Annotated in this window: 19 protein-coding genes and 1 riboswitch; of the genes, 16 read left to right on the top strand and 3 right to left on the bottom strand. The window is 40.5% G+C overall.

Features of this window, described 5'->3' with window-relative positions:
- Positions 1 to 2: 2 nt before the first annotated feature.
- The 10 genes from NSQ70_RS10535 to NSQ70_RS10490 all read left to right on the top strand — a co-directional run bounded on the left by NSQ70_RS10535 (position 3) and on the right by NSQ70_RS10490 (position 10,037).
- A complete protein-coding gene (locus NSQ70_RS10535; protein WP_039165799.1) occupies positions 3 to 539 on the top strand; it encodes a spore maturation protein in 537 nt (178 codons plus the stop codon).
- Positions 540 to 673: 134 nt separating this feature from the next.
- Entirely contained in the window at positions 674 to 1,408 is a 735-nt protein-coding gene (gene rluB, locus NSQ70_RS10530) for a 23S rRNA pseudouridine(2605) synthase RluB (protein ID WP_007501012.1), read from the top strand.
- Positions 1,409 to 1,498: 90 nt separating this feature from the next.
- Positions 1,499 to 2,029, top strand: a complete 531-nt coding sequence (locus NSQ70_RS10525) for a thiol-disulfide oxidoreductase ResA (protein ID WP_342502154.1) — start codon at positions 1,499 to 1,501, stop codon at positions 2,027 to 2,029.
- Position 2,030: 1 nt separating this feature from the next.
- Complete coding sequence (locus tag NSQ70_RS10520; protein WP_342502153.1) at positions 2,031 to 3,710, top strand: cytochrome c biogenesis protein ResB; 1,680 nt, start codon at positions 2,031 to 2,033, stop codon at positions 3,708 to 3,710.
- Positions 3,694 to 4,872 carry a c-type cytochrome biogenesis protein CcsB gene (gene ccsB / locus NSQ70_RS10515; protein ID WP_144679400.1) on the top strand — a complete coding sequence of 393 codons (1,179 nt, stop codon included), beginning with the start codon at positions 3,694 to 3,696 and terminating at the stop codon, positions 4,870 to 4,872. The genes NSQ70_RS10520 and ccsB overlap by 17 nt, the downstream gene beginning before the upstream one ends.
- 86 nt (positions 4,873 to 4,958) lie before the next feature.
- Complete coding sequence (locus NSQ70_RS10510) at positions 4,959 to 5,681, top strand: response regulator transcription factor (protein ID WP_003215596.1); 723 nt, start codon at positions 4,959 to 4,961, stop codon at positions 5,679 to 5,681.
- A complete protein-coding gene (locus tag NSQ70_RS10505) occupies positions 5,678 to 7,459 on the top strand; it encodes an ATP-binding protein (protein ID WP_024718919.1) in 1,782 nt (593 codons plus the stop codon). Before NSQ70_RS10510 ends, NSQ70_RS10505 begins: the two co-directional genes overlap by 4 nt.
- A gap of 202 nt (positions 7,460 to 7,661) precedes the next feature.
- Positions 7,662 to 8,222 carry an RNA polymerase sigma factor SigX gene (sigX, locus tag NSQ70_RS10500; RefSeq protein ID WP_007501006.1) on the top strand — a complete coding sequence of 187 codons (561 nt, stop codon included), beginning with the start codon at positions 7,662 to 7,664 and terminating at the stop codon, positions 8,220 to 8,222.
- Complete coding sequence (locus NSQ70_RS10495) at positions 8,182 to 9,288, top strand: sigma X negative regulator (RefSeq protein ID WP_342502152.1); 1,107 nt, start codon at positions 8,182 to 8,184, stop codon at positions 9,286 to 9,288. The genes sigX and NSQ70_RS10495 overlap by 41 nt, the downstream gene beginning before the upstream one ends.
- A 101-nt stretch (positions 9,289 to 9,389) precedes the next feature.
- Positions 9,390 to 10,037 (top strand): M23 family metallopeptidase, encoded by a 648-nt coding sequence (locus NSQ70_RS10490; RefSeq protein ID WP_024718917.1) that lies wholly within the window; start codon positions 9,390 to 9,392, stop codon positions 10,035 to 10,037.
- Between the two features lie 33 nt (positions 10,038 to 10,070).
- Here the strand turns inward: NSQ70_RS10490 and serA are convergent, their stop codons facing one another.
- A complete protein-coding gene (serA, locus tag NSQ70_RS10485) occupies positions 10,071 to 11,645 on the bottom strand; it encodes a phosphoglycerate dehydrogenase (protein ID WP_017359773.1) in 1,575 nt (524 codons plus the stop codon).
- A gap of 287 nt (positions 11,646 to 11,932) precedes the next feature.
- Positions 11,933 to 12,065: riboswitch (FMN riboswitch) on the top strand.
- A gap of 149 nt (positions 12,066 to 12,214) precedes the next feature.
- Here serA and NSQ70_RS10480 point away from each other — a divergent pair.
- Complete coding sequence (locus NSQ70_RS10480) at positions 12,215 to 12,796, top strand: ECF transporter S component (protein ID WP_008344490.1); 582 nt, start codon at positions 12,215 to 12,217, stop codon at positions 12,794 to 12,796.
- 107 nt (positions 12,797 to 12,903) lie between these two features.
- Here the strand turns inward: NSQ70_RS10480 and NSQ70_RS10475 are convergent, their stop codons facing one another.
- Both NSQ70_RS10475 and NSQ70_RS10470 read right to left on the bottom strand, forming a co-directional pair.
- Positions 12,904 to 14,259, bottom strand: coding sequence for an IS1182 family transposase (locus NSQ70_RS10475; protein WP_047947312.1), 1,356 nt, complete (start codon positions 14,257 to 14,259; stop codon positions 12,904 to 12,906).
- A 97-nt stretch (positions 14,260 to 14,356) separates the two neighbouring features.
- Positions 14,357 to 14,605, bottom strand: a complete 249-nt coding sequence (locus NSQ70_RS10470) for a ferredoxin (RefSeq protein WP_008344492.1) — start codon at positions 14,603 to 14,605, stop codon at positions 14,357 to 14,359.
- A gap of 268 nt (positions 14,606 to 14,873) precedes the next feature.
- Here NSQ70_RS10470 and NSQ70_RS10465 point away from each other — a divergent pair, with 268 nt between their 5' ends.
- The 5 genes from NSQ70_RS10465 to NSQ70_RS10445 all read left to right on the top strand — a co-directional run bounded on the left by NSQ70_RS10465 (position 14,874) and on the right by NSQ70_RS10445 (position 19,291).
- On the top strand, positions 14,874 to 15,926 hold the full coding sequence (locus NSQ70_RS10465; protein WP_096881582.1) for a helix-turn-helix domain-containing protein: 1,053 nt from the start codon (positions 14,874 to 14,876) through the stop codon (positions 15,924 to 15,926).
- A complete protein-coding gene (locus NSQ70_RS10460) occupies positions 15,919 to 17,427 on the top strand; it encodes an ATP-dependent DNA helicase RecQ (protein WP_342502151.1) in 1,509 nt (502 codons plus the stop codon). Before NSQ70_RS10465 ends, NSQ70_RS10460 begins: the two co-directional genes overlap by 8 nt.
- Positions 17,424 to 18,065: a CPBP family intramembrane glutamic endopeptidase gene (locus tag NSQ70_RS10455; RefSeq protein WP_017359770.1), complete on the top strand. Its 642-nt coding sequence runs from the start codon at positions 17,424 to 17,426 to the stop codon at positions 18,063 to 18,065. The genes NSQ70_RS10460 and NSQ70_RS10455 overlap by 4 nt, the downstream gene beginning before the upstream one ends.
- Positions 18,010 to 18,774, top strand: coding sequence for a LysM peptidoglycan-binding domain-containing protein (locus NSQ70_RS10450; protein WP_342502150.1), 765 nt, complete (start codon positions 18,010 to 18,012; stop codon positions 18,772 to 18,774). Before NSQ70_RS10455 ends, NSQ70_RS10450 begins: the two co-directional genes overlap by 56 nt.
- A gap of 64 nt (positions 18,775 to 18,838) precedes the next feature.
- The gene (locus NSQ70_RS10445; RefSeq protein ID WP_335364298.1) at positions 18,839 to 19,291 is read left to right on the top strand and encodes a DUF2663 family protein; all 453 of its coding nucleotides are present in this window, start codon (positions 18,839 to 18,841) and stop codon (positions 19,289 to 19,291) included.
- The last annotated feature ends 22 nt before the right edge of the window (positions 19,292 to 19,313 follow it).

The raw sequence follows: 19,313 nt of genomic DNA, 5'->3' as shown, positions 1-19,313 counted from the left end.
TTGTGGCATTTATTAACTGGCTGTCACTTGCTTTGATTCCACTGATCATCGCAGGAATATTGATTGCAGGGACGATTAAAAAAGTACCGACGTACGAAACATTTGTAGAAGGCGGGAAAGAAGGCATTCAAATTGCCTTTTCAATCATTCCATATTTAGTCGGTATGCTTGTCGCCATTACGATTTTCCGTGCATCAGGGGCACTTGACTTTGTCATGGAGTTATTAAAACCTGTGTTTACAGCGATTGGTGTTCCTACAGAAGTGGTGCCGCTTGCGCTTATTCGTCCTATATCAGGAACAGCGGCGCTTGGTATGACATCAGACTTAATTGCGACTTATGGTCCAGACTCTTTTATCGGCAAGCTTGCCGCCGTTATGCAAGGGTCAACGGATACGACCCTTTATGTTTTAACCGTCTATTTCGGAGCAGTTGGTATTAAAAAAATGGGAGATGCACTGAAAGTGGGGCTGCTTGCAGACCTGATTGGGATCATTGCATCGATTATTATCGTCAGTTTGTTATTTAGCGGCGCCTAATCAGGCGCTTTTTTTATTTCGTGGATGGAAAACAGCTTTTTTGTTGAAATTAGACAGATGAAACGCTTATTTTTCCACGAATGCTTGTTTGTTTCAAGCCAAGCAAGTAAGATAGTACATGAGGTGAAAGACAAATGGAACGTTTACAGAAAGTAATTGCCCATGCCGGCGTCGCTTCTAGACGAAAGGCTGAAGAATTAATTAAAGAAGGACGAGTTACCGTTAATGGTGAAACAGTGACAGAGCTCGGAGTAAAGGTGGGCTCTTCAGATAAAATTGAAGTCAATGGCTTAAAGCTTGAAAGAGAAGAACCGGTTTACTTTATGCTTTATAAACCGCGCGGCGTCATTTCAGCTGCCGAGGATGATAAAGGACGCAAAGTCGTGACAGACTTCTTTGATGATGTTCCGCAGCGTCTGTATCCAATCGGCCGGTTGGATTATGATACGAGCGGTTTAATTTTGATTACAAATGATGGCGAATTTGCCCATAAGCTCATGCATCCGAAATATGAAATTGATAAAACGTATGCAGCGAAACTAAAAGGCATCCCTTCAAAAGAATTGCTTAGAAAGTTAGAAAAAGGAATCATGTTAGACCATAAAAAAACAGCACCTGCCCGTGCCAAAATGCTCTCGATTGATAAACGAAAGCAAACATGTATTGTGCAATTAACCATTCATGAAGGCAGAAATAGACAGGTTCGCCGTATGTTTGAAGCAATCGGTCACGACGTTTTAAAACTCAAAAGAGAGCAATATGCTTTCCTTCATATTGAAGGCATGAGACCAGGAGATCGCAGAGAATTGACGCCGCATGAAGTAAAACGCCTAAGAGCGATTGCGGATCATGGGAAAAGCGCTTTTTAATTTTCACATAAACTTCAAAAAATGAAGAAGCATCAAAAGAAGGAGAATGCTATAATTTACCTGAATGTCTATGGGGAAGGGGTACTTCAGATGAAGAAAAGACGATTTTTCATACGGACGGGCATTCTCCTCGTGATGCTTGCTGCACTGTGTTATACGATGTATAACTCAGTATTTGCCAAACAGGATCAAATCAAAGAAGGATCTATTGCGCCGAACTTTGTCCTTCAATCGGTAGATGGGGAACGGATTGAATTAAAGGACTTAAAAGGCAAAGGCGTCTTTCTCAATTTTTGGGGTACATGGTGCGGTCCATGTAAGCAGGAATTCCCTTATATGGCAAATCAGTATGAAGTGTTCAAGGGTCGCGGTGTCGAAATTGTTGCCGTGAATGTGGGGGAATCCAATATTGCTGTGAAGAATTTTATGGATGCTTATGGCGTGAATTTTCCTGTTGCCATGGACAAAGATCGTCAAGTGACAGAGGCATATGATATTACGCCGCTGCCAACCACATTTTTAATTAATCCTGAAGGCAAAGTAATCAAAGTCATAAAGGGGACGATGACAGAACGTAATGTCTATGAATATATGAATTTGATTAAACCAAAGGGGTCATAGAATGAAAGAGGTAAAGTGCGAGTGTGGACATATTAATCCAATCGGTACTGTTCTATGTGAATCATGCGGGAATCCCATTTCAGTAAAAGAGAAAAATTCATCAAAACTGCTTGATATGAGATATGACGGCAGTGCAAGACGCTCGCAAACATACAACAAAACGATTGTTGATAAAGTATGGAACTTTTTTTCTTCCGTAAAAGTGGGTGTGTGGCTCATTGTCATCACACTGTTAGCTTCTTCGCTAGGAACTATTTTTCCGCAGGAGCGGTTTATTCCGCCAGGTGCATCAGCTTCCACTTATTATGAGGAGCAATATGGGTCGTTTGGCAAGTTATATTACATCCTTGGATTCCATGATCTTTATAATTCTTGGTGGTTTTTAGCCCTTGTCGCATCTATCGGAATTTCCCTTGTGATTTGCAGCCTTGATCGAGTGATTCCACTTTATCGTGCACTCAAAAATCAAGGGGTTGTCAAAAAAGAAGGCTTTATGAGAAGGCAGCGTCTTTTCAGCGAAACAAATCAAACATTAGATCAACATACATATGAAGGCATCGTTAGTAAGATGAAACAAAAGCGTTACCGCGTAAGAGAAGAAGATGGACATATTTTAGCTGAAAAAGGCCGCTTTTCCCGCTGGGGACCTTACGTCAATCATATTGGATTAATTATATTTCTCATTGGATCCATGCTTCGGTTTGTCCCGGGAATGTACGTGGATGAAACATTATGGGTAAGAGAAGGCGAAACGGCACCAATCCCAGGGACGGGAGGCCAATACTTCTTAAAGAATAATGCGTTTTCAATTGACCGCTATGAATCTGAAAAAGAAAAAGAAGTCTTTGAAAATGCTATTGAAAAGGCTGGCGATGGTCAAGTCGTCAAAAGTTATAAAACCGATGCCGTTTTATACAAACGTGAAGGGGAAGTTGTTTTTGGTGAAAAGCCAAAGCTGAAGCAGGTAACAGAACACGATATTAAAGTGAATGAACCGCTTAAGTTTGACAATTTCTCATTATATCAAGTGGATTTTAAACAAAATGAACTCGATCAAATGGTCTTTCAGCTGATTCGAAAAGATACTGAGAAATCTTTCGGAACAGTGAAGATTAATCTGCTGGAGCCTAAGTCAGAATATGATCTTGGTAGCGGTTACAAAGTCAAGGTGATGAGTTATTTGCCTGATTTTTATTTTGACGAAGATGGCACACCTAGTACGAAAACGAGGAATCCGAATAATCCTGCGTTCGTATTTGAAATGATCTCTCCTGAAAAACCAAAAGGTGAAAAAAGTTTTGTCGCGATTCAAGAGACAGTAGAGGGTTCTGATAACAATCTTTATAAAATGAAATTTGACCGGGTTGAAACAAAAAACGTGACAGGGTTAACGGTTCGAAAAGACTTAACACTCTGGGTACTTATTGTTGGCGGAATGATCTTTATGATTGGTGTCGTACAAGGGATGTACTGGCAGCATAGAAGAATCTGGCTGTCGACAAAGGATGGAAAAGTGTTTGTGGCAGGACATACAAACAAAAACTGGTTCGGCTTAAAGTCTGATCTCAAGGTGTTACTGCACGGCAGTGGCATCAAACAGCCAGTGGATCAAAAAGAACTGCCTGATACAACAAGTATCAGCAAAAGCAAGGGGGAAGGATTAGATGGCGGCAGTCAGTGAAAACCTGTTATTTGCAGCTTTTCTATTGTATTTAGCGGCAGTTCCTTTTTTTGGAGGAGCCATTAAAGGAAAAAAGAAAGAAGAGGGTCCGCGCAAAAACAAGGCGGCACTTATCGGCATAACGCTCACCATCATCGGTTTTTTGAGTCAATTTGGCTATTTTATTTCAAGATGGATCGCGTCTGGTCACGCACCAGTCAGTAATCTGTTTGAATTCACCACAGCCTTTGGCATGATGCTGGTGCTCGCATTTATTATTTTATATTTTGTCTATCAAGTGTCTGTGCTAGGTTTATTCACACTTCCAATCGCTTTATTAATCATTGCTTATGCAAGCATGTTTCCATCGGATATTTCACCGCTGATTCCTTCACTTCAAAGTAATTGGCTATATATTCACGTCACGACAGCAGCGCTTGGTCAAGCCATTTTGGCGATCAGTTTTGTGGCAGGTGTGATTTTTCTTTTGAAGCATGTCGATCAAACAAAACCGGGGAAGAAAACCTTTGGCTTAGAGCTGGTCATGTTTATGATTGTGGTCACCCTTGCATTTATCGCAGTCACGTCCATTTTTAGAATGACAGGGTATGAAGCGAAATTTAATTGGGTAGATAAAAATAAAGAAGAGAGCGTCATGGTCTATGAGCTGCCTGCTTTAGTAGGACCTCATAAAGGAGAACTTATCACAAAAGATCGTTTAGAGCCTGCGGTTGATCTGCCGCCTGTTTTTTCAGGTAGAAAGGTGAATACAGTGCTGTGGTCATTTGGCGTTGGGCTGATTATTTATGGACTGCTAAGATTGATCATTCGCAAACGACTAAGTGCGCTGCTTCAGCCGCTCGTAAGACAGGTGAATCTCGATTTAGTCGATGAAATTGGGTACAGGGCTGTTTCCATAGGATTCCCTGTATTTGCGTTAGGCGGTCTTATTTTTGCGATGATCTGGGCACAAATTGCATGGACGAGATTCTGGGGATGGGACCCGAAGGAAGTATGGGCTTTAATTACATTTTTATTTTACGCCGCCTATCTCCACCTTCGGTTATCACGAGGCTGGCATGGTGAAAAGTCCGCTTGGCTTGCTGTAATCGGATTTGCGATCATTATGTTTAACCTCATCTTTGTCAACCTAGTGATTGCGGGGCTTCATTCTTACGCGTAATCGCATGAAAAAGGCCAACTTTTATGATTCGATTCGGCTTTTTGTTAAAATGTATGTAACAACGGAGAAAGCAGGAGGATTGTCTAATGGAACACACAACTCAAACGAAAATATTAGTCGTCGATGATGAGGCAAGAATTCGTCGCCTTTTAAAAATGTATTTAGAACGGGAAAATTATGAAATTGATGAAGCGGAAAATGGGGATGAAGCCATTCAAAAAGGACTTCAAACCGATTATGACCTCATTTTGCTTGATTTAATGATGCCTGGGACAGATGGGATTGAAGTGTGTAATCAAATCCGAGATAAAAAAGCCACCCCAATTATTATGCTGACAGCAAAAGGTGAGGAAGCTAACCGTGTGCAAGGCTTTGAGGCAGGAACGGATGATTATATCGTCAAACCTTTCAGCCCGCGTGAAGTGGTTCTTCGTGTGAAAGCACTGCTAAGAAGATCGTCTCAAACGTCATACCTTAATACTGGAACAACCACAAAAGATGTTCTCGTGTTTTCTCATCTATCCATTGATCATGATGCACACCGGGTCACAGCAGATGGAAAAGAAGTCAGCCTCACGCCGAAAGAATACGAACTTTTGTATTTCTTGGCAAAAACGCCGGATAAGGTCTATGACAGGGAAAAGCTTCTCAAAGAAGTGTGGCAGTATGAATTCTTTGGGGATCTGAGAACAGTGGATACCCACGTCAAAAGGCTTCGCGAAAAACTGAATAAAGTGTCACCAGAAGCAGCGAAAAAAATCGTGACAGTATGGGGTGTCGGGTACAAATTTGAGGTCGGCGCTGAATGAAGCTGTGGAAAAGTGTCGTAGGAAAGCTATGGTTAACCATTCTTTTCCTCGTGCTCATTGTTTTATCGATTTTAACTGTGCTTCTTTTAGAGTTCATTGAGAATTACCATGTGGAAGAAGCAAAGTCTGATTTAACACAAATGGCCAACAAAGTAGCAGTCATTTTAGAAAGCCATGAGGATCAATCACTTGCAAGATCGATTACATCAGAACTAGCTGATAAATTGACAAGTATCGCGATTGTTCAAGAGGATGGACTAGAATGGTATTCGTCTGAAAAAGGCGGGAAGCTTCCTGCGATCACAAAAGAACAAATTGAAGCAGACAAAGATTTGAACAGGGCACTGACAGAACGAAAAAAAATCAGTAAACGAGCTGAATCTGATACAGGCAATCAGAAGGATGAGCGCATTGTAGTAGGTGTTCCTTACGAGGCGAACGGAAAGAAAGGGATGGTCTTTCTTTCTCAATCCCTCCTCGCAGTAGAGCAGACAACAAAACATACGACGCGTTATATCTTCCTCGCAGCCGGAATTGCGATTGTGCTCACCACGATTTTCGCTTTCTTCTTATCCACTCGTGTCACCTATCCTCTCAGAAAGATGAGAGAGGGAGCACAAGATTTGGCGAAAGGGAAATTTGATACAAAGATTCCTATTTTAACGCAAGATGAAATTGGGGAACTGGCGATCGCCTTTAATCAAATGGGTAAGCAGCTTAAATTTCATATAACCGCTTTAAATCAAGAAAAAGAACATTTGTCCAACATTCTCAGCAGTATGGCAGACGGTGTCATCACGATCAATATTGATGGAACGATCCTCATGACAAACCCTCCTGCAGAAAGATTCTTGCAGGCTTGGTATTACGAGCAAAATATGAAGATCAAAGATGGGGATGAACTGCCGCCAGAAGCGCGTGAATTGTTTCATACTGCCGTCAGTACGGAAAAAGAGCAAATGATCGAAGTCACGCTGCAAGGGCGTACTTGGGTTCTTCTCATGTCTCCGCTTTATAACCAGCAAGATGTCAGAGGGGCGGTAGCGGTACTTCGCGATATGACAGAAGAGAGAAGACTGGATAAGCTAAGAAAAGACTTCATTGCAAATGTCAGTCATGAACTCCGTACACCTATTGCTATGCTTCAGGGCTATAGTGAAGCGATTGTCGATGACATTGCCGGATCAGAAGAGGAAAAGAAAGAGATTGCCCAAATTATCTATGATGAATCACTTCGAATGGGTCGTCTTGTGAATGATCTTCTCGATCTCGCACGTATGGAAGCTGGTCATATTACACTGAATCTTGAATCAACTGATACAGAAGAGCTGACTGAAAAAATCTACCGTAAATTCCTTGGAATTGCGAAAGAAAAACAAATCAACCTGACGTATGAAATTCAAGTAGAAGAACCGTATTTTGTATTTGATCCAGATAAAATAGAACAGGTTTTTACAAATCTCATCGATAATGCCATTCGTCATACACCAGAAGGCGGAGAAGTTCACTTCTCAGTTCAATCGGTGGAAAATGGGCTCAAGATGGATGTGAAAGATTCGGGAAGCGGCATTCCTGAAGAGGATCTCCCGTTTATTTTTGAACGGTTCTATAAAGCAGATAAAGCAAGAACAAGAGGACGTTCCGGTACGGGGCTGGGCCTTGCGATTGTGAAGAACATCGTAGAAGCGCATCAAGGCTCCATTCATGCACATAGTAAAGCTGGAACAGGTACTCACTTCACTTTCTATATTCCGAAAAAAAAGCAGGAACTCGTCTAATCTTGACGAAGAATCTTGTTACATGAGAAACACTTCTTTTCGAAAGAAAATGAAGTGTTTTTTCTATTTTCATATTTTTAAGGAGAAGTTAAACTAAAAGCCCTTTCCAAATTGTCGATCTTGTAATATATTTGTCATAAAGTTGTAATGTAACGTTTTGCGAGAGTCACTCGACAAAAATAAGTGAACGGAGGGGTTTCCTATGCATGAAACCTTTCAAAAAATATATGATTCGTACCATCAAGATTTGTACCAATTTTTATTTTATATGGTAAAAGATAAAAATCAGGCAGAGGATCTCGTGCAGGAGGTTTACATTCGGGTACTTCACTCATATAAAACTTTTGAAGGAAGAAGCAGCGAGAAAACATGGCTGTTTTCAATTGCAAGGCATGTGGCAATTGACTGGTTTCGCAAACAGCAAACCATCAGACAACGGGTACTCGGCACGTTTGATTGGGATAAACAGGATGTAAAAGATCCAGACCTGCTCCCAGATGAATTGGCTGTACAGGATGAAAATATCAAAGAAATTTATGCCGCGCTTGATCATTGCACCATTGATCAACGAGCCGTCATCATTTTAAGGTTTATCCAAGGCTACTCAATCATGGAGACGGCCAAGGCGCTAAAGTTCTCGGAAAGCAAAGTCAAAACAACGCAGCACCGAGGCCTGAAAGTGCTCCGAAAACATATGGAGCTTTTGAAGGAGGAGCTAGTGAATGAAAACGAACAGGTCCAATTGGAGCGAAGAACGAATTAAAGTATTACTCAGTCAGCTTCCAAAGGTGGAGGACAACCGTTCATCTAAGCAGATTTACCAGCAAATGCTGATGGCAAGCGGGAAGAAAAAGAAAAGTGCCAGATGGATCGGTCCAGCGGTCGCAACCGTTGTGGTCTTATTTATGGCGTTTTTGATTTCTCCTCATTTATTTCAGCCGGCTGCTCAAGATATAAAGAAAGTGAAAATGGACTCGAGTGCTGAAAAAGGACAGGTGAATGCTACATTAGAGGCAGTAAAAAACACAAATGATCTTTCACATGTTGCTTACGCATCTGACAAAGAAAAGTATATGACGATTTCATACATAGATGAATCGACTTCTCAAGTTGTCCCAATCAGTATTCAAAAAGAAAATAAGCATGATGATGTGCAGGCGCTTCTTGATACATATGAAAAACTGGAGCTGCCTGAAATGACAAAACCTCTTCAAGCCTATATGGATATGGTGGATGTGAGTGAAAAAGGGGACACACTGATTTTTCAGCTGAAAAATGATTTGTCTCTTGATACATTAAAAGAAGCCAACCGTTTTAAAGACATGGTCAAAGAAACGTTAAAATGGAGCCAATATAAACAAGTACAGGTCAAGTCTGTCAATGGCTCGCACCTTCAATTAGGGACGAATGGCCGTCTTGGTACCATTTCAATTAATAAACAAACAAAGCACGCTTACTACGTTTTAGAAAATAAGAGCGGGACATTTTTGGTGCCGTCAAAAGATGATTATCCTTCTTATAAAGATGCGGTAGAGGCGATGAAGCGGGCGAATGATGCAGGACTCGATCCACTCATTAAAGAAGAGCCTATTCAAAAGGTGACATCAAAAGGAAAACATGCAACCATCACGTTTGGAGCATCAGCACAATTAACGGACTCAATTGATCATATTCTACTTATTGAAGGACTGCTGCTCACAGCGAAAGATTTCGGTTTTACAGATGTCACGATACAAAATGCAGGAACAGATCAAGTAGGCCCATATGAATTAAAAGAACCGCTAGAGGTACCGGCACTGCCAAACCCAGTTGTTATCAAAGAACGCTAAAGGACGCAACTTATTGCGTTCTTTTTTTCATGTATAGAAAAGGGCTTCCTTGAGGTATACTAAGCTGTCATGAAAAGAACTTCAAAGAAGGGAAGTCACTGATGAAAAGGTATTGCTACATATGTGCTAGCTGTTTCTTGTTCTTGACCTTATCACCGTTTGCCCGTGCAGAGAAAACAACCGAGTGGGTGGAACCAATCAGAGGTGAAGTCACTGATTTGTTTGGGACAAGAGGTGGTTCGCATAAGGGGTTAGACATTGCTGCACCGGAAGGAGAATCCATTTTAGCTGCTAGCGAAGGTGTGGTCACTCGTTCCTATGTATCTGCTACATATGGTGAAGTTGTATTTATTCGGCATCCAAATGGATATGAAACCGTCTATGCGCATTTAAATGCGCGTTTTGTGAAGAATGGTGACCATGTACAAACAGGACAGCCGATCGGCATCATAGGCAACACAGGCGCTTCTAGGGGCACTCATTTGCATTTTGAGGTGCACAGGGGTCATTGGTCAGTTAGTAAAGAAGATGCAGTAGATCCGCTCACAATCATTGCAAGAGATCGTTTCCAAGAGCCAGCCCTTCATGTAGATGGATATGAGAAACATACATATGTCATACAACAAGGGGACACGCTCTGGTCCATTGCTAAAGCACATCAAATGACCGTTGATCAATTGAAGAAAATCAATGCACTGACAACGCATCTCATACGTACAGGTGAACGTTTAATCGTTTCAACAAAATAAACCTCATGCTTTTGCATGAGGTTTACCATTTTTTTATAGGTCAATCAGACGTACAGAAAGAATATCGCTTACTTCAGTTAACGTTTGGACAATTTCATCTTCAAGGTGCTTGTCAAAAGAAAGCATCATGATGGCTTCGCCGCCTTTTTCTTTACGGCCTACTTGCATTGTCGCAATGTTCACATCGTGGTCGCCTAAAATCTTTCCAACTTGACCGATCACACCAGGTGCGTCAGTATGCTGAATATAGACAAGGTGTCCATCTGGGTAAAAGTCAATATTGAAACCATTAATAGAAACGACACGTTCACCTAGATGCGGGATATACGTTGCTTTTAATGTAAAGGTGGAAAGGTCACCTTTGACTTCAATGGAAATGCTGTTCTCATAGCCAGATTCGCTTGAAGAAATTTTCTCGCTAAAGCTAATGCCGCGTTCTTTTGCCACCATACCTGCATTGACTTCATTTACAGTCGAATCGACGCGCTCTTTCAAAAAGCCAGAAAGCAGACTTTTTGTAATAAATGATGTTTCGAGTTTTGCGATAGATCCTTCATATGAAATGCTGACTTCTTTTACAGGTTCTCTCATCGATTGAGAAACAAGACGTCCAAGTTTTCCCGCAAATTGATGATAAGGCTGGATTTTTTTGAACTCGTCTTTTGTCATCGCTGGTAGATTAATAGATGACATAACCGGGAGTCCTTTTGCAAATTGAAGAACTTCTTCAGAGACTTGTGCCGCCACATTTAATTGTGCTTCTTTTGTAGATGCACCAAGATGCGGAGTGGCAATGACGTTTGGATGATCCACAAGTGGATTCTCAGTAGGTGGTTCTACTTCAAATACATCGAGTGCAGCCCCTGCGACATGACCATTTTCAAGTGCTTCAAGAAGGTCTCGTTCGTCAATGATGCCGCCGCGTGCACAGTTCACTAGACGAACACCTTTTTTCGTTTTTGCGATTGTTTCTTTATTGAGAAGTCCTCTAGTTTCTTTTGTTAAAGGTGTATGTACCGTAATAATATCTGATACTTCAAGCACTTCATCAAGTGATTTTGCATTAACACCAATTTTTTCGGCACGTTCTTTTGTGAGGAAAGGGTCAAATACGTTGACCGTCATGCCAAATGCTCTTGCACGCTGGGCGATTTCACTTCCAATTCTGCCTAAGCCAACAATCCCAAGAGATTTTCCGTAAAGCTCAGCACCGACATATGCGCCTCTGTTCCATTCTTTTGATTTCACAGAAATATTGGCTTGAGGAATATGACGCATGAGAGATGAGATCATCGCAAACGTATGCTCTGCCGTTGAAATCGTATTCCCATTTGGTGCATTGATGACAATCACACCGTGTTTTGTCGCTTCATCAATGTCAATGTTGTCGACTCCCACACCGGCACGGCCAACAATTTTTAATGAAGTCATTTTTTCATAAAGTTCTTTTGTCACTTTTGTGGCACTTCTGACAAGTAAGGCATCAAACGTGTGTAATTCATCTTCTGCTTCTGTTACATTTTTTTGAACAATTTCAACAAAATCTGATTCTAATAGTGGTAAAAGACCATCATTGCTCATCTTATCTGAGACTAATACTCGAAACATCGTAAGATTTCCTCCTAAAATAAACGTCATAAATATCTGATAATTTACCATATTCCTTTTCACTGTGTCAATCAAATTAAAGCAGTAAAGCGAAAAAGAAAACACGAACATTTTTTAGTGTCTTGATCAAGAATGGACACCTTTAAACAAAAGATAACCAATTTTTACGCATTTGTCATTATAAATTTTAGGTTTTTTACGATTTCTTAAAACTGATGAATTTGCTCAGGATTTTTATCTGTACAAATGCTCATATATCATATATAATGATGTCGAATTGAATAATGATCAATCTTCGGGGCAGGGTGTAATTCCCTACCGGCGGTGATGAGGCATAGTCTCTAAGCCCGCGAGCCTTTTTTGGCAGGATTCGGTGTGATTCCGAAGCCGACAGTATAGTCTGGATGGGAGAAGATGGAGGTTCGTAAACGTTGAAAACATGTCTGTTTATACGTTTATTTGTGTAGCCTAAATTTCCCGCTCCTGTGTATGTATTCAGAGCGGTTTTTTTGTGGCTAAAATTGAACAATCCTCTTTTCGAAAGATTTGATCGAAAAGGAGAGAGAATATTGAATCAAAGTAAAGTAAAACGTTTAGTCGTCATCAGCATGCTTAGCAGTATCGCATTTGTATTAATGTTATTGAATTTCCCTTTCCCTGGGCTTCCTGGGTATTTAAAAATTGATTTTAGTGACATTCCTGCGATTATTGCGATTTTAATTTATGGGCCAGGTGCTGGGATTGCTGTTGAAGCTTTAAAGAATCTACTGCACTACCTCATTCATGGTAGCATGTCCGGTGTTCCTGTGGATCAAGTAGCGAATTTTACAGCAGGTGTACTATTCATCTTACCGGTGGCTTTTATTTTTAAAAAGATTAAATCAGCAAGAGGGTTAGCGTGGTCCATGATTCTCGGAACATTACTCATGACAGTCATGATGAGCATCTTAAACTATTTCTTGTTCCTTCCTGCTTATACATGGTTTTTGAATGCACCCGTCCTGTCAGATCATGTGCTAAAGGCAACCATTACAGCAGGGATCTTGCCTTTTAACCTAATTAAAGGAATCATCATCACCATCGTCTTTAGTTTCATTTTTGTCAAAATGCGTCCATGGTTTGAAAATAAACGCCGACTTCAAAATAGTTAATATAAAAAAAGCCCCTTTTAAAGGGGCTTCAGACCGTAGACAAACCCCACCTTTACTTCAAGTAAAAGTGGGGTTTTCACTTATTTTGATAAAATTGATCAGTCGCTTTACGCTGGACATGGCTCTTTCCATGTCCAGTTTGCTAATTTCTTAAGATTCATGGCAGCGAAAGTAAGCATCGCCTGCATCGAAACTTTTTTCAATCCTCGAAGTTTCGTCCATCGCATTCCATGCTTTTCTTTTGCATCCGCAAAAACGCGTTCAATCGTTTCTTTCCGTTTTGCATAGATGTTCTTATTCATTTCAGTGAGTCTCAGATGGTCTGCTTCGTCTAGGTAGTCCTGCCAAATATGTCGGTGAATCTGTTTGGTGTGATTTTGACTTTGTGTACAGTTATCTAGAAACGAGCAGGATTTACATACCTCTGAATCGGACGCATATTGCTTATATCCCTCTCTAGTCGTTGTACGATAAGAAAGAATTTGCCCGTTTGGGCAAATGTAACAATCAACATGTGCGTCATATACGTATTCATTCTTTTTCAAGTAACCAGCTTTTGTTTTCGGGCGAGTGTAAGGCATGACAGGTCTTATCTCTTGATCCATTAAAAACTTGGCGATATAAGGTGTTTTATATCCAGCATCCACTGCGACTACATTGGGTTTTCCGACTTTCTTTGTCACCTTTGATACAAGTGAATCTAACATACGACTATCATGAACATTTCCACCAGTGACCAGTGTTCCTAAAATAAATCCTTTTGAATCACAAGCCGTATGAAATGAATAAGCAAATAACTTTTCACGTTCATCCTTTACATAGTAGCCACTCTCTGGGTCAGTTGTACTGACCTTGATTTCTTTTTTCTCTTCTTTATTCTGTAGGGGTAACGGCTTTTTTCCATGTTCCTCACGATCAACATTGATCTCCTCATGAAGCTGATTTTGATAACTTCTCGTTTCTACTCGAACAATTTTCTTTTCAAGTTTTTTCTTATTGGCGTTCGCTTTTACATGAGTTGAGTCAATGAAAGCGATAGATGGATCAACGAGACCTTTTTTCATCGCTTCTCTTAAGATTCGATAAAAAATTTGTTCGAATAAATCTGTATCATGAAAGCGTCTCACGTAGTTCTTACCGAAGGTAGAAAAGTGCGGAATTTTCTCTGAAAACCCATACCCAATAAACCAACGATAAGCAACATTGGTTTCAATTTCTTTAATGGTTTGACGCATAGAACGAATGCCAAATAGATATTGGATCAAAACCATTTTAATAAGAACAACGGGATCCACACTTGGTCTACCGTTATCAGAACTATAATGATCTTTGACAAGATCATAAACAAAATCAAAATCGATCGCTTGATCAATTTTTCGTACAAGATGATCTTCAGGCACTAATTCATCTAAGGCCACGACTTCTAATTGATTTCTTCTTTCTTCTTCACGTTTCGATAACATGTTCATCCCCCACAGAAATGTGTTATTGCCCTTATTATACAAAAAAGCGTGTAGACTTTGTCTACACGCTGAAGCCCCTTTTAAAGGGGCTTTTATCCTATTCATGCTTAAGTGGATCACCATCGAAAGTTTCGTCCGCAACTTTAATTGAGTCAGTTGGGCAACCTTCAAATGCATCAAGCATATCTTCTTCAAGTACTTCTGGAACTTCTACAGTCCCCTGATTGTCATCAAGCGTGACAAATGCAATGCCTTCATCATCATAATCATAAATGTCTGGAGCAGCTGCACCGCATGCGCCGCAAGCAATACATGTGTCTTTGTCTACAATTGTATATTTTGCCATGTTAAAAAAATACCTCCCAGATTGTTCGATGGAACAAATGGTTTAACCTTTTTAGTTTCACCGATAAAAAACCAATTTCCTCAAACCTTATTGTAATGATTTTAAATTCACATTTCAACTGTAAAGTGATTGAGAATGCTTATCACATAAGGGTTTGTTCATAACTTTCCCCCATTAATTGAGTTTAAACATTTCTTCTTCAATGAAATCTGTTAAAATAAAGGGAGAAAATATTCGAATTTTGTCAGGAAGACAGGTGCTTTGGTCAATGACGATTCATTACTTGGATGTCATGTTGATGGACAGCGTACATAAATTGAACGGCGAACGCTCCATTAGTGCTGTCTACCATCTTTTTAAAGGGAAAAAATCATCACAAACGATACAGGATGCAAGTTTGTTTCAGCTCTCTAGCTACTTCGGCTGCTATCCAGCTTTTACGAGGGATCAGCTGAATCGCTCTGTAAAAAGGCTGCTAGAGCAGCACTTAATCAGAAAGACAGAGGATACATTCATTGCCACAGATGAAGGAATAAGTATGCTAAGTCAGCGTTTTGCTGAAAAACCGATGCCAGTTTATTTTGATGGTGCCAAGTATCATGATAAAGCAAAAATATTATGGATGAGGCTGTCTTTACTTGTGCAGGTCCTTTCACATCATGCAGCGCGGTCACAACACTATGTGCCGATTCAAAGAGATATATCGGTTCAAAACTGGACGAAATCCTTCTTCTCTCAATATCACCAGAAGAAAAAGCTTTCTGAAGATATCCATCATGAGCTTGAAACACTTCTTGCTCATTTAACTGATCAAGAGGCACTGCTTTTTGTTTATTCATTGACTTCCAATGAAAGAATCGGACGGACGTACCAGCAAATGGCGGAATGGATGAAAGAAGATGTATGGTATGTTTACTTGCTTTTTTGGAATGTGCTCCATTATTTTATTCAATGTGCACAAAAAGGTGAGGCACCGATCATCCAGCGAATGATAGATGATCTTCAATTCAAACGTGTGCTGACCAGCTCTACCCATAAAACGCTTGAGCTTGTACAAAAAGGGTTCAGTATTGATCAAATTGCTCATATTCGTTCATTAAAAAAAGCGACAATTGAAGATCATATTGTGGAGCTCTCGATACATGAGCCGAGCTTCTCGATCGAACCATATGTCAGCAGTGAAGCTCAAAAGGCGATACATGAGGTAGCCGGTCAGCTCCAAACCAACAAGATGAAGCTGATCAAAGAAAGTCTCGAGCATTCATTTACTTATTTTCAAATACGATTGGCATTGACAAGGATGGTGAAAGCAAGTGGATAAGCTTCATCAGACGCTGATGCGATACTTTGGTTATGATGCCTTCAAAACAGGTCAGGAGGACATTATTCGAAGTGTACTTCAACAAAAAGATACGGTTGCCATGCTTCCTACTGGTGGCGGGAAGTCACTTTGTTATCAAATTCCGGGCTATTTGACAGACGGGTTAGTGCTGATCATTTCACCTCTTTTATCACTCATGGAAGATCAAGTGGAACGCATGAAAATGCGCGGTGAAAAGCGAGTGGCTGCGCTTAACAGTACACTGTCTTTTCAAGAAAGAAGACATATTATTCGGCATTTGCCATCATATAAATTTTTATTTGTCGCACCTGAGGCGCTTATGTCAGAGGTATTGTTAGAGCAGCTCAAAGCGATGCATGTGGGTCTATTCGTTGTAGATGAAGCTCACTGTATATCGGAATGGGGACATGATTTCCGCCCGGAATACTCCAAGCTTGGGGAATGGAGGGAAGCGCTCGGCAATCCTGTCGCCTTAGCACTAACGGCAACTGCGACGAAACAAACCTTAAAAGATACTGTGCAAACGTTGCGGCTAGAGCATCCAGATGTTCATATTCATTCAGTCAACCGGCCGAATATTGCACTATTAAAAGAGGCGCATGAAACGAAAGAAGCAAAAGAGAAACGAGCACTGGAGCTTGTGGAAACCCTTCAAGGGCCTGGGCTGATTTATTGTCCGACCCGGCAAATGACAGAAGATATTTCACGTTTGGTGAAACAAAAAACGCATCAACGTGTAGAGTTTTATCATGGTGGAATGGAGTCAGGAGACCGCATGCTGATCCAGCAGCAATTTATCAGTGGTCAAATTGATCTCATTTGCTGTACAAGTGCTTTTGGAATGGGAATTGATAAAGCAAATATACGCTTTGTGATTCATATGAGTCCTCCTCAGTCAATTGAAGCATTTATGCAGGAAATTGGAAGAGCTGGACGGGACGGGAAAAATAGTGTGAGCGTTCTTTTATATACAGAAGAGGATGCGGATATTCAAAGTCATTTGATTCAAGCAGAAGGTTTTGATGATTCAGAAATTGATTTTTTCTTAGCCCGATTATCACAAATGCCGATAAATGATGAAAAGAAATTACGTGAACAATTGATGGAAGCAGGGCTCCAGGAGACGCGCGCGCGAATGCTCTCGCATTATTACACGATGTACCAAACTGAACAGCCCCGTTTGCTCATGAAGAAGCTGAAAGAAAAGCTGCAGGATAGACAAACAGAAAAGCTAAAAAAAGTGTGGCAGTTTAAAGAGCATATCACTGGCCATCGCTGCTTTAGGCAATCTCTGTTATCATACTTTGATGAGCAGCTTGATCTAACGGAGGGGTCTTCCTCTGGCAACTGCTGCTCTTCATGCGGACTTGACCTGTCTGATTACGAAAAAAAAGATCAACCATTGGAGCTGAATGAAATGAAACACTGGAAGACCGAGCTGGATCGTCTGTTTCACCTGACAAAAGAGGCGCAGCATTGATTGAACAACATCGCCGTATTATTGAAAAATTAACCGATCGACAAGTAGTAGAACAGTTGTATTTCACACAGTTGCTCATGCTGATTGTCTCTTTTTTACTAGGGATGTTTATGTTTGATCATTGGACTGATTTTACAGCCTTATGGCAGATCCGAGATATGCGTATCCTGACTTACGGAATTGGCGGCGCTTTGCTTGTGATTATTGTCGACGCTATTGTCATGAAGGTGTTTCCGGCTCATATGTATGATGATGGCGGATTAAATGAAAAAATGTTCAAAAACCGCAGCATTCTGCATATTGTTTGGTTAACGCTGCTCATTGCCTTTTCAGAAGAAATTTTATTTCGCGGGATCGTTCAGCAGCAATTTGGACTGGAGATTGCAAGCATTGTGTTTGCACTTCTTCACTTTCGCTATTTGTCAAAAATACTCTTGTTTATCCTTGTGGTTTCTATTAGTATTTTTTTAGGACTTTTATACGAGTGGACAGGGAATTTATTCGTTCCTGTCATGACACACTTTGTCATTGACCTAGTCTTTGCATGTCAAATTCGTTTTAAATATTGGGGGAGGGATGAACATGGAAGAAATGTCGAGAATGAAGAGAAAAAAGCAGCAGCTGACAAACATCCATGATGATGATGTAGAGGAAAATCTTGAAGAAGAAAAAGTGCATCCTTCAGATGACTCTCACTTTCCTACACGAGAAGATTTTCATGAATATAAAAAGCAGCGAACCAAAAAGGTGCGTAATCCATTGTTTACGACACTGGCTATTATCTTTCCTATTATTGTCGTCACGGTTTTCTTCCTGTTGATTTATTACACATCAAAGGAAATTAACGATAACAACAATCAAGGTGTTTATATTGATAAAACATCGAGTGCTGACACAGATCCAGTCCCGTCAGCACTTGTTGAAACAAAAAATGATTCAAGCGCTGACAAAGCGGATGCGTCTGATGATGAGAAGAAAAAGAAAGATGCTGATAAAGAAAAGCAGCGTTCAAAAGAAAAAGCAGAGCAAAAGAAAAAAGAACAAGCCGCTAAAGAGAAGGCTGAGCGTGAAAAGGCCAAAGCTGCAAAAAAGCGTGAGCAGCAACAGCTCGCTCTTCAAAAACAGCAGGAAGAGAAAAAGCGAAAAGAAGCAGAAGAGAAGAAGAAGCAGGAAGAAAAGCCTGTTCGTGTCGTGCAGCATACTGTTGGACCAGAGGAAAACTTGTATCGAATTTCCATGAAGTATTATCAAAACCGATCAGGGGAAGAGAAAATTCGAGCTTACAATCATTTAAAAGGAAATAGCGTGTACAGCGGGCAAGTATTGAATATCCCATTAGAAAATTAATATTTGACATGAATGAATCGCAAAGCACATACATATGTAGAAAAAAGGGACAAGGGTGTATGTGATGACTTTGCACGCAATCAGCCGCTATATGGATCAGCCGACACAGAAAATGATTGAAACATTGATCAAAAGGAAACGCAAATACGAGGGATTTGCAAAACAATGCAAAAGGTGGCAATGGACAGCCCTTTTATCACTTGCGATTCTTCTGTTTTATTTTGTGATAACAGCTAATAGCGGGGGCTCCCTGCAGCCGGAAGCGATGATTGCCACATTGCTTGGCCGTGAGGTGTTTCTGTTTTGGATCATGGCTGAAGTGTTTGCTTTTTACGCATCGTATTATTATAAGAAAAAAGAAGAAAAGGCTGAGGATGAATATCATAAGCTCAGATGTGAAATTATACAGAAAAGCACAGATTTATGGCCTCAATCAAATCAGTGGAAAGAGCGCGAGGCCGTTTTTCACTTCATGCAGACGCAATATGACATCAACCTCTATTATGAAAGTAAATAAATGAGCAAAAGACGTTTAAACA

The organism is Bacillus sp. FSL R5-0397, assembly GCF_038593395.1.
In the GTDB taxonomy this organism is placed as follows: Bacteria; Bacillota; Bacilli; order Bacillales; family Bacillaceae; genus Bacillus; species Bacillus altitudinis.
This window is presented reverse-complemented; position numbering and strand designations above follow the sequence as displayed.

Coding starts and splice junctions, on each gene's coding strand:
- rluB (WP_007501012.1), top strand. CDS start 674: ATGGAACGTTTACAGAAAGTAATTGCCCATGCCGGCGTCGCTTCTAGA.
- NSQ70_RS10525 (WP_342502154.1), top strand. CDS start 1,499: ATGAAGAAAAGACGATTTTTCATACGGACGGGCATTCTCCTCGTGATG.
- NSQ70_RS10520 (WP_342502153.1), top strand. CDS start 2,031: ATGAAAGAGGTAAAGTGCGAGTGTGGACATATTAATCCAATCGGTACT.
- ccsB (WP_144679400.1), top strand. CDS start 3,694: ATGGCGGCAGTCAGTGAAAACCTGTTATTTGCAGCTTTTCTATTGTAT.
- NSQ70_RS10510 (WP_003215596.1), top strand. CDS start 4,959: ATGGAACACACAACTCAAACGAAAATATTAGTCGTCGATGATGAGGCA.
- NSQ70_RS10505 (WP_024718919.1), top strand. CDS start 5,678: ATGAAGCTGTGGAAAAGTGTCGTAGGAAAGCTATGGTTAACCATTCTT.
- sigX (WP_007501006.1), top strand. CDS start 7,662: ATGCATGAAACCTTTCAAAAAATATATGATTCGTACCATCAAGATTTG.
- NSQ70_RS10495 (WP_342502152.1), top strand. CDS start 8,182: ATGAAAACGAACAGGTCCAATTGGAGCGAAGAACGAATTAAAGTATTA.
- NSQ70_RS10490 (WP_024718917.1), top strand. CDS start 9,390: ATGAAAAGGTATTGCTACATATGTGCTAGCTGTTTCTTGTTCTTGACC.
- serA (WP_017359773.1), bottom strand. CDS start 11,645: ATGTTTCGAGTATTAGTCTCAGATAAGATGAGCAATGATGGTCTTTTA.
- NSQ70_RS10475 (WP_047947312.1), bottom strand. CDS start 14,259: ATGTTATCGAAACGTGAAGAAGAAAGAAGAAATCAATTAGAAGTCGTG.
- NSQ70_RS10470 (WP_008344492.1), bottom strand. CDS start 14,605: ATGGCAAAATATACAATTGTAGACAAAGACACATGTATTGCTTGCGGC.
- NSQ70_RS10465 (WP_096881582.1), top strand. CDS start 14,874: ATGACGATTCATTACTTGGATGTCATGTTGATGGACAGCGTACATAAA.
- NSQ70_RS10450 (WP_342502150.1), top strand. CDS start 18,010: ATGGAAGAAATGTCGAGAATGAAGAGAAAAAAGCAGCAGCTGACAAAC.
- NSQ70_RS10445 (WP_335364298.1), top strand. CDS start 18,839: ATGACTTTGCACGCAATCAGCCGCTATATGGATCAGCCGACACAGAAA.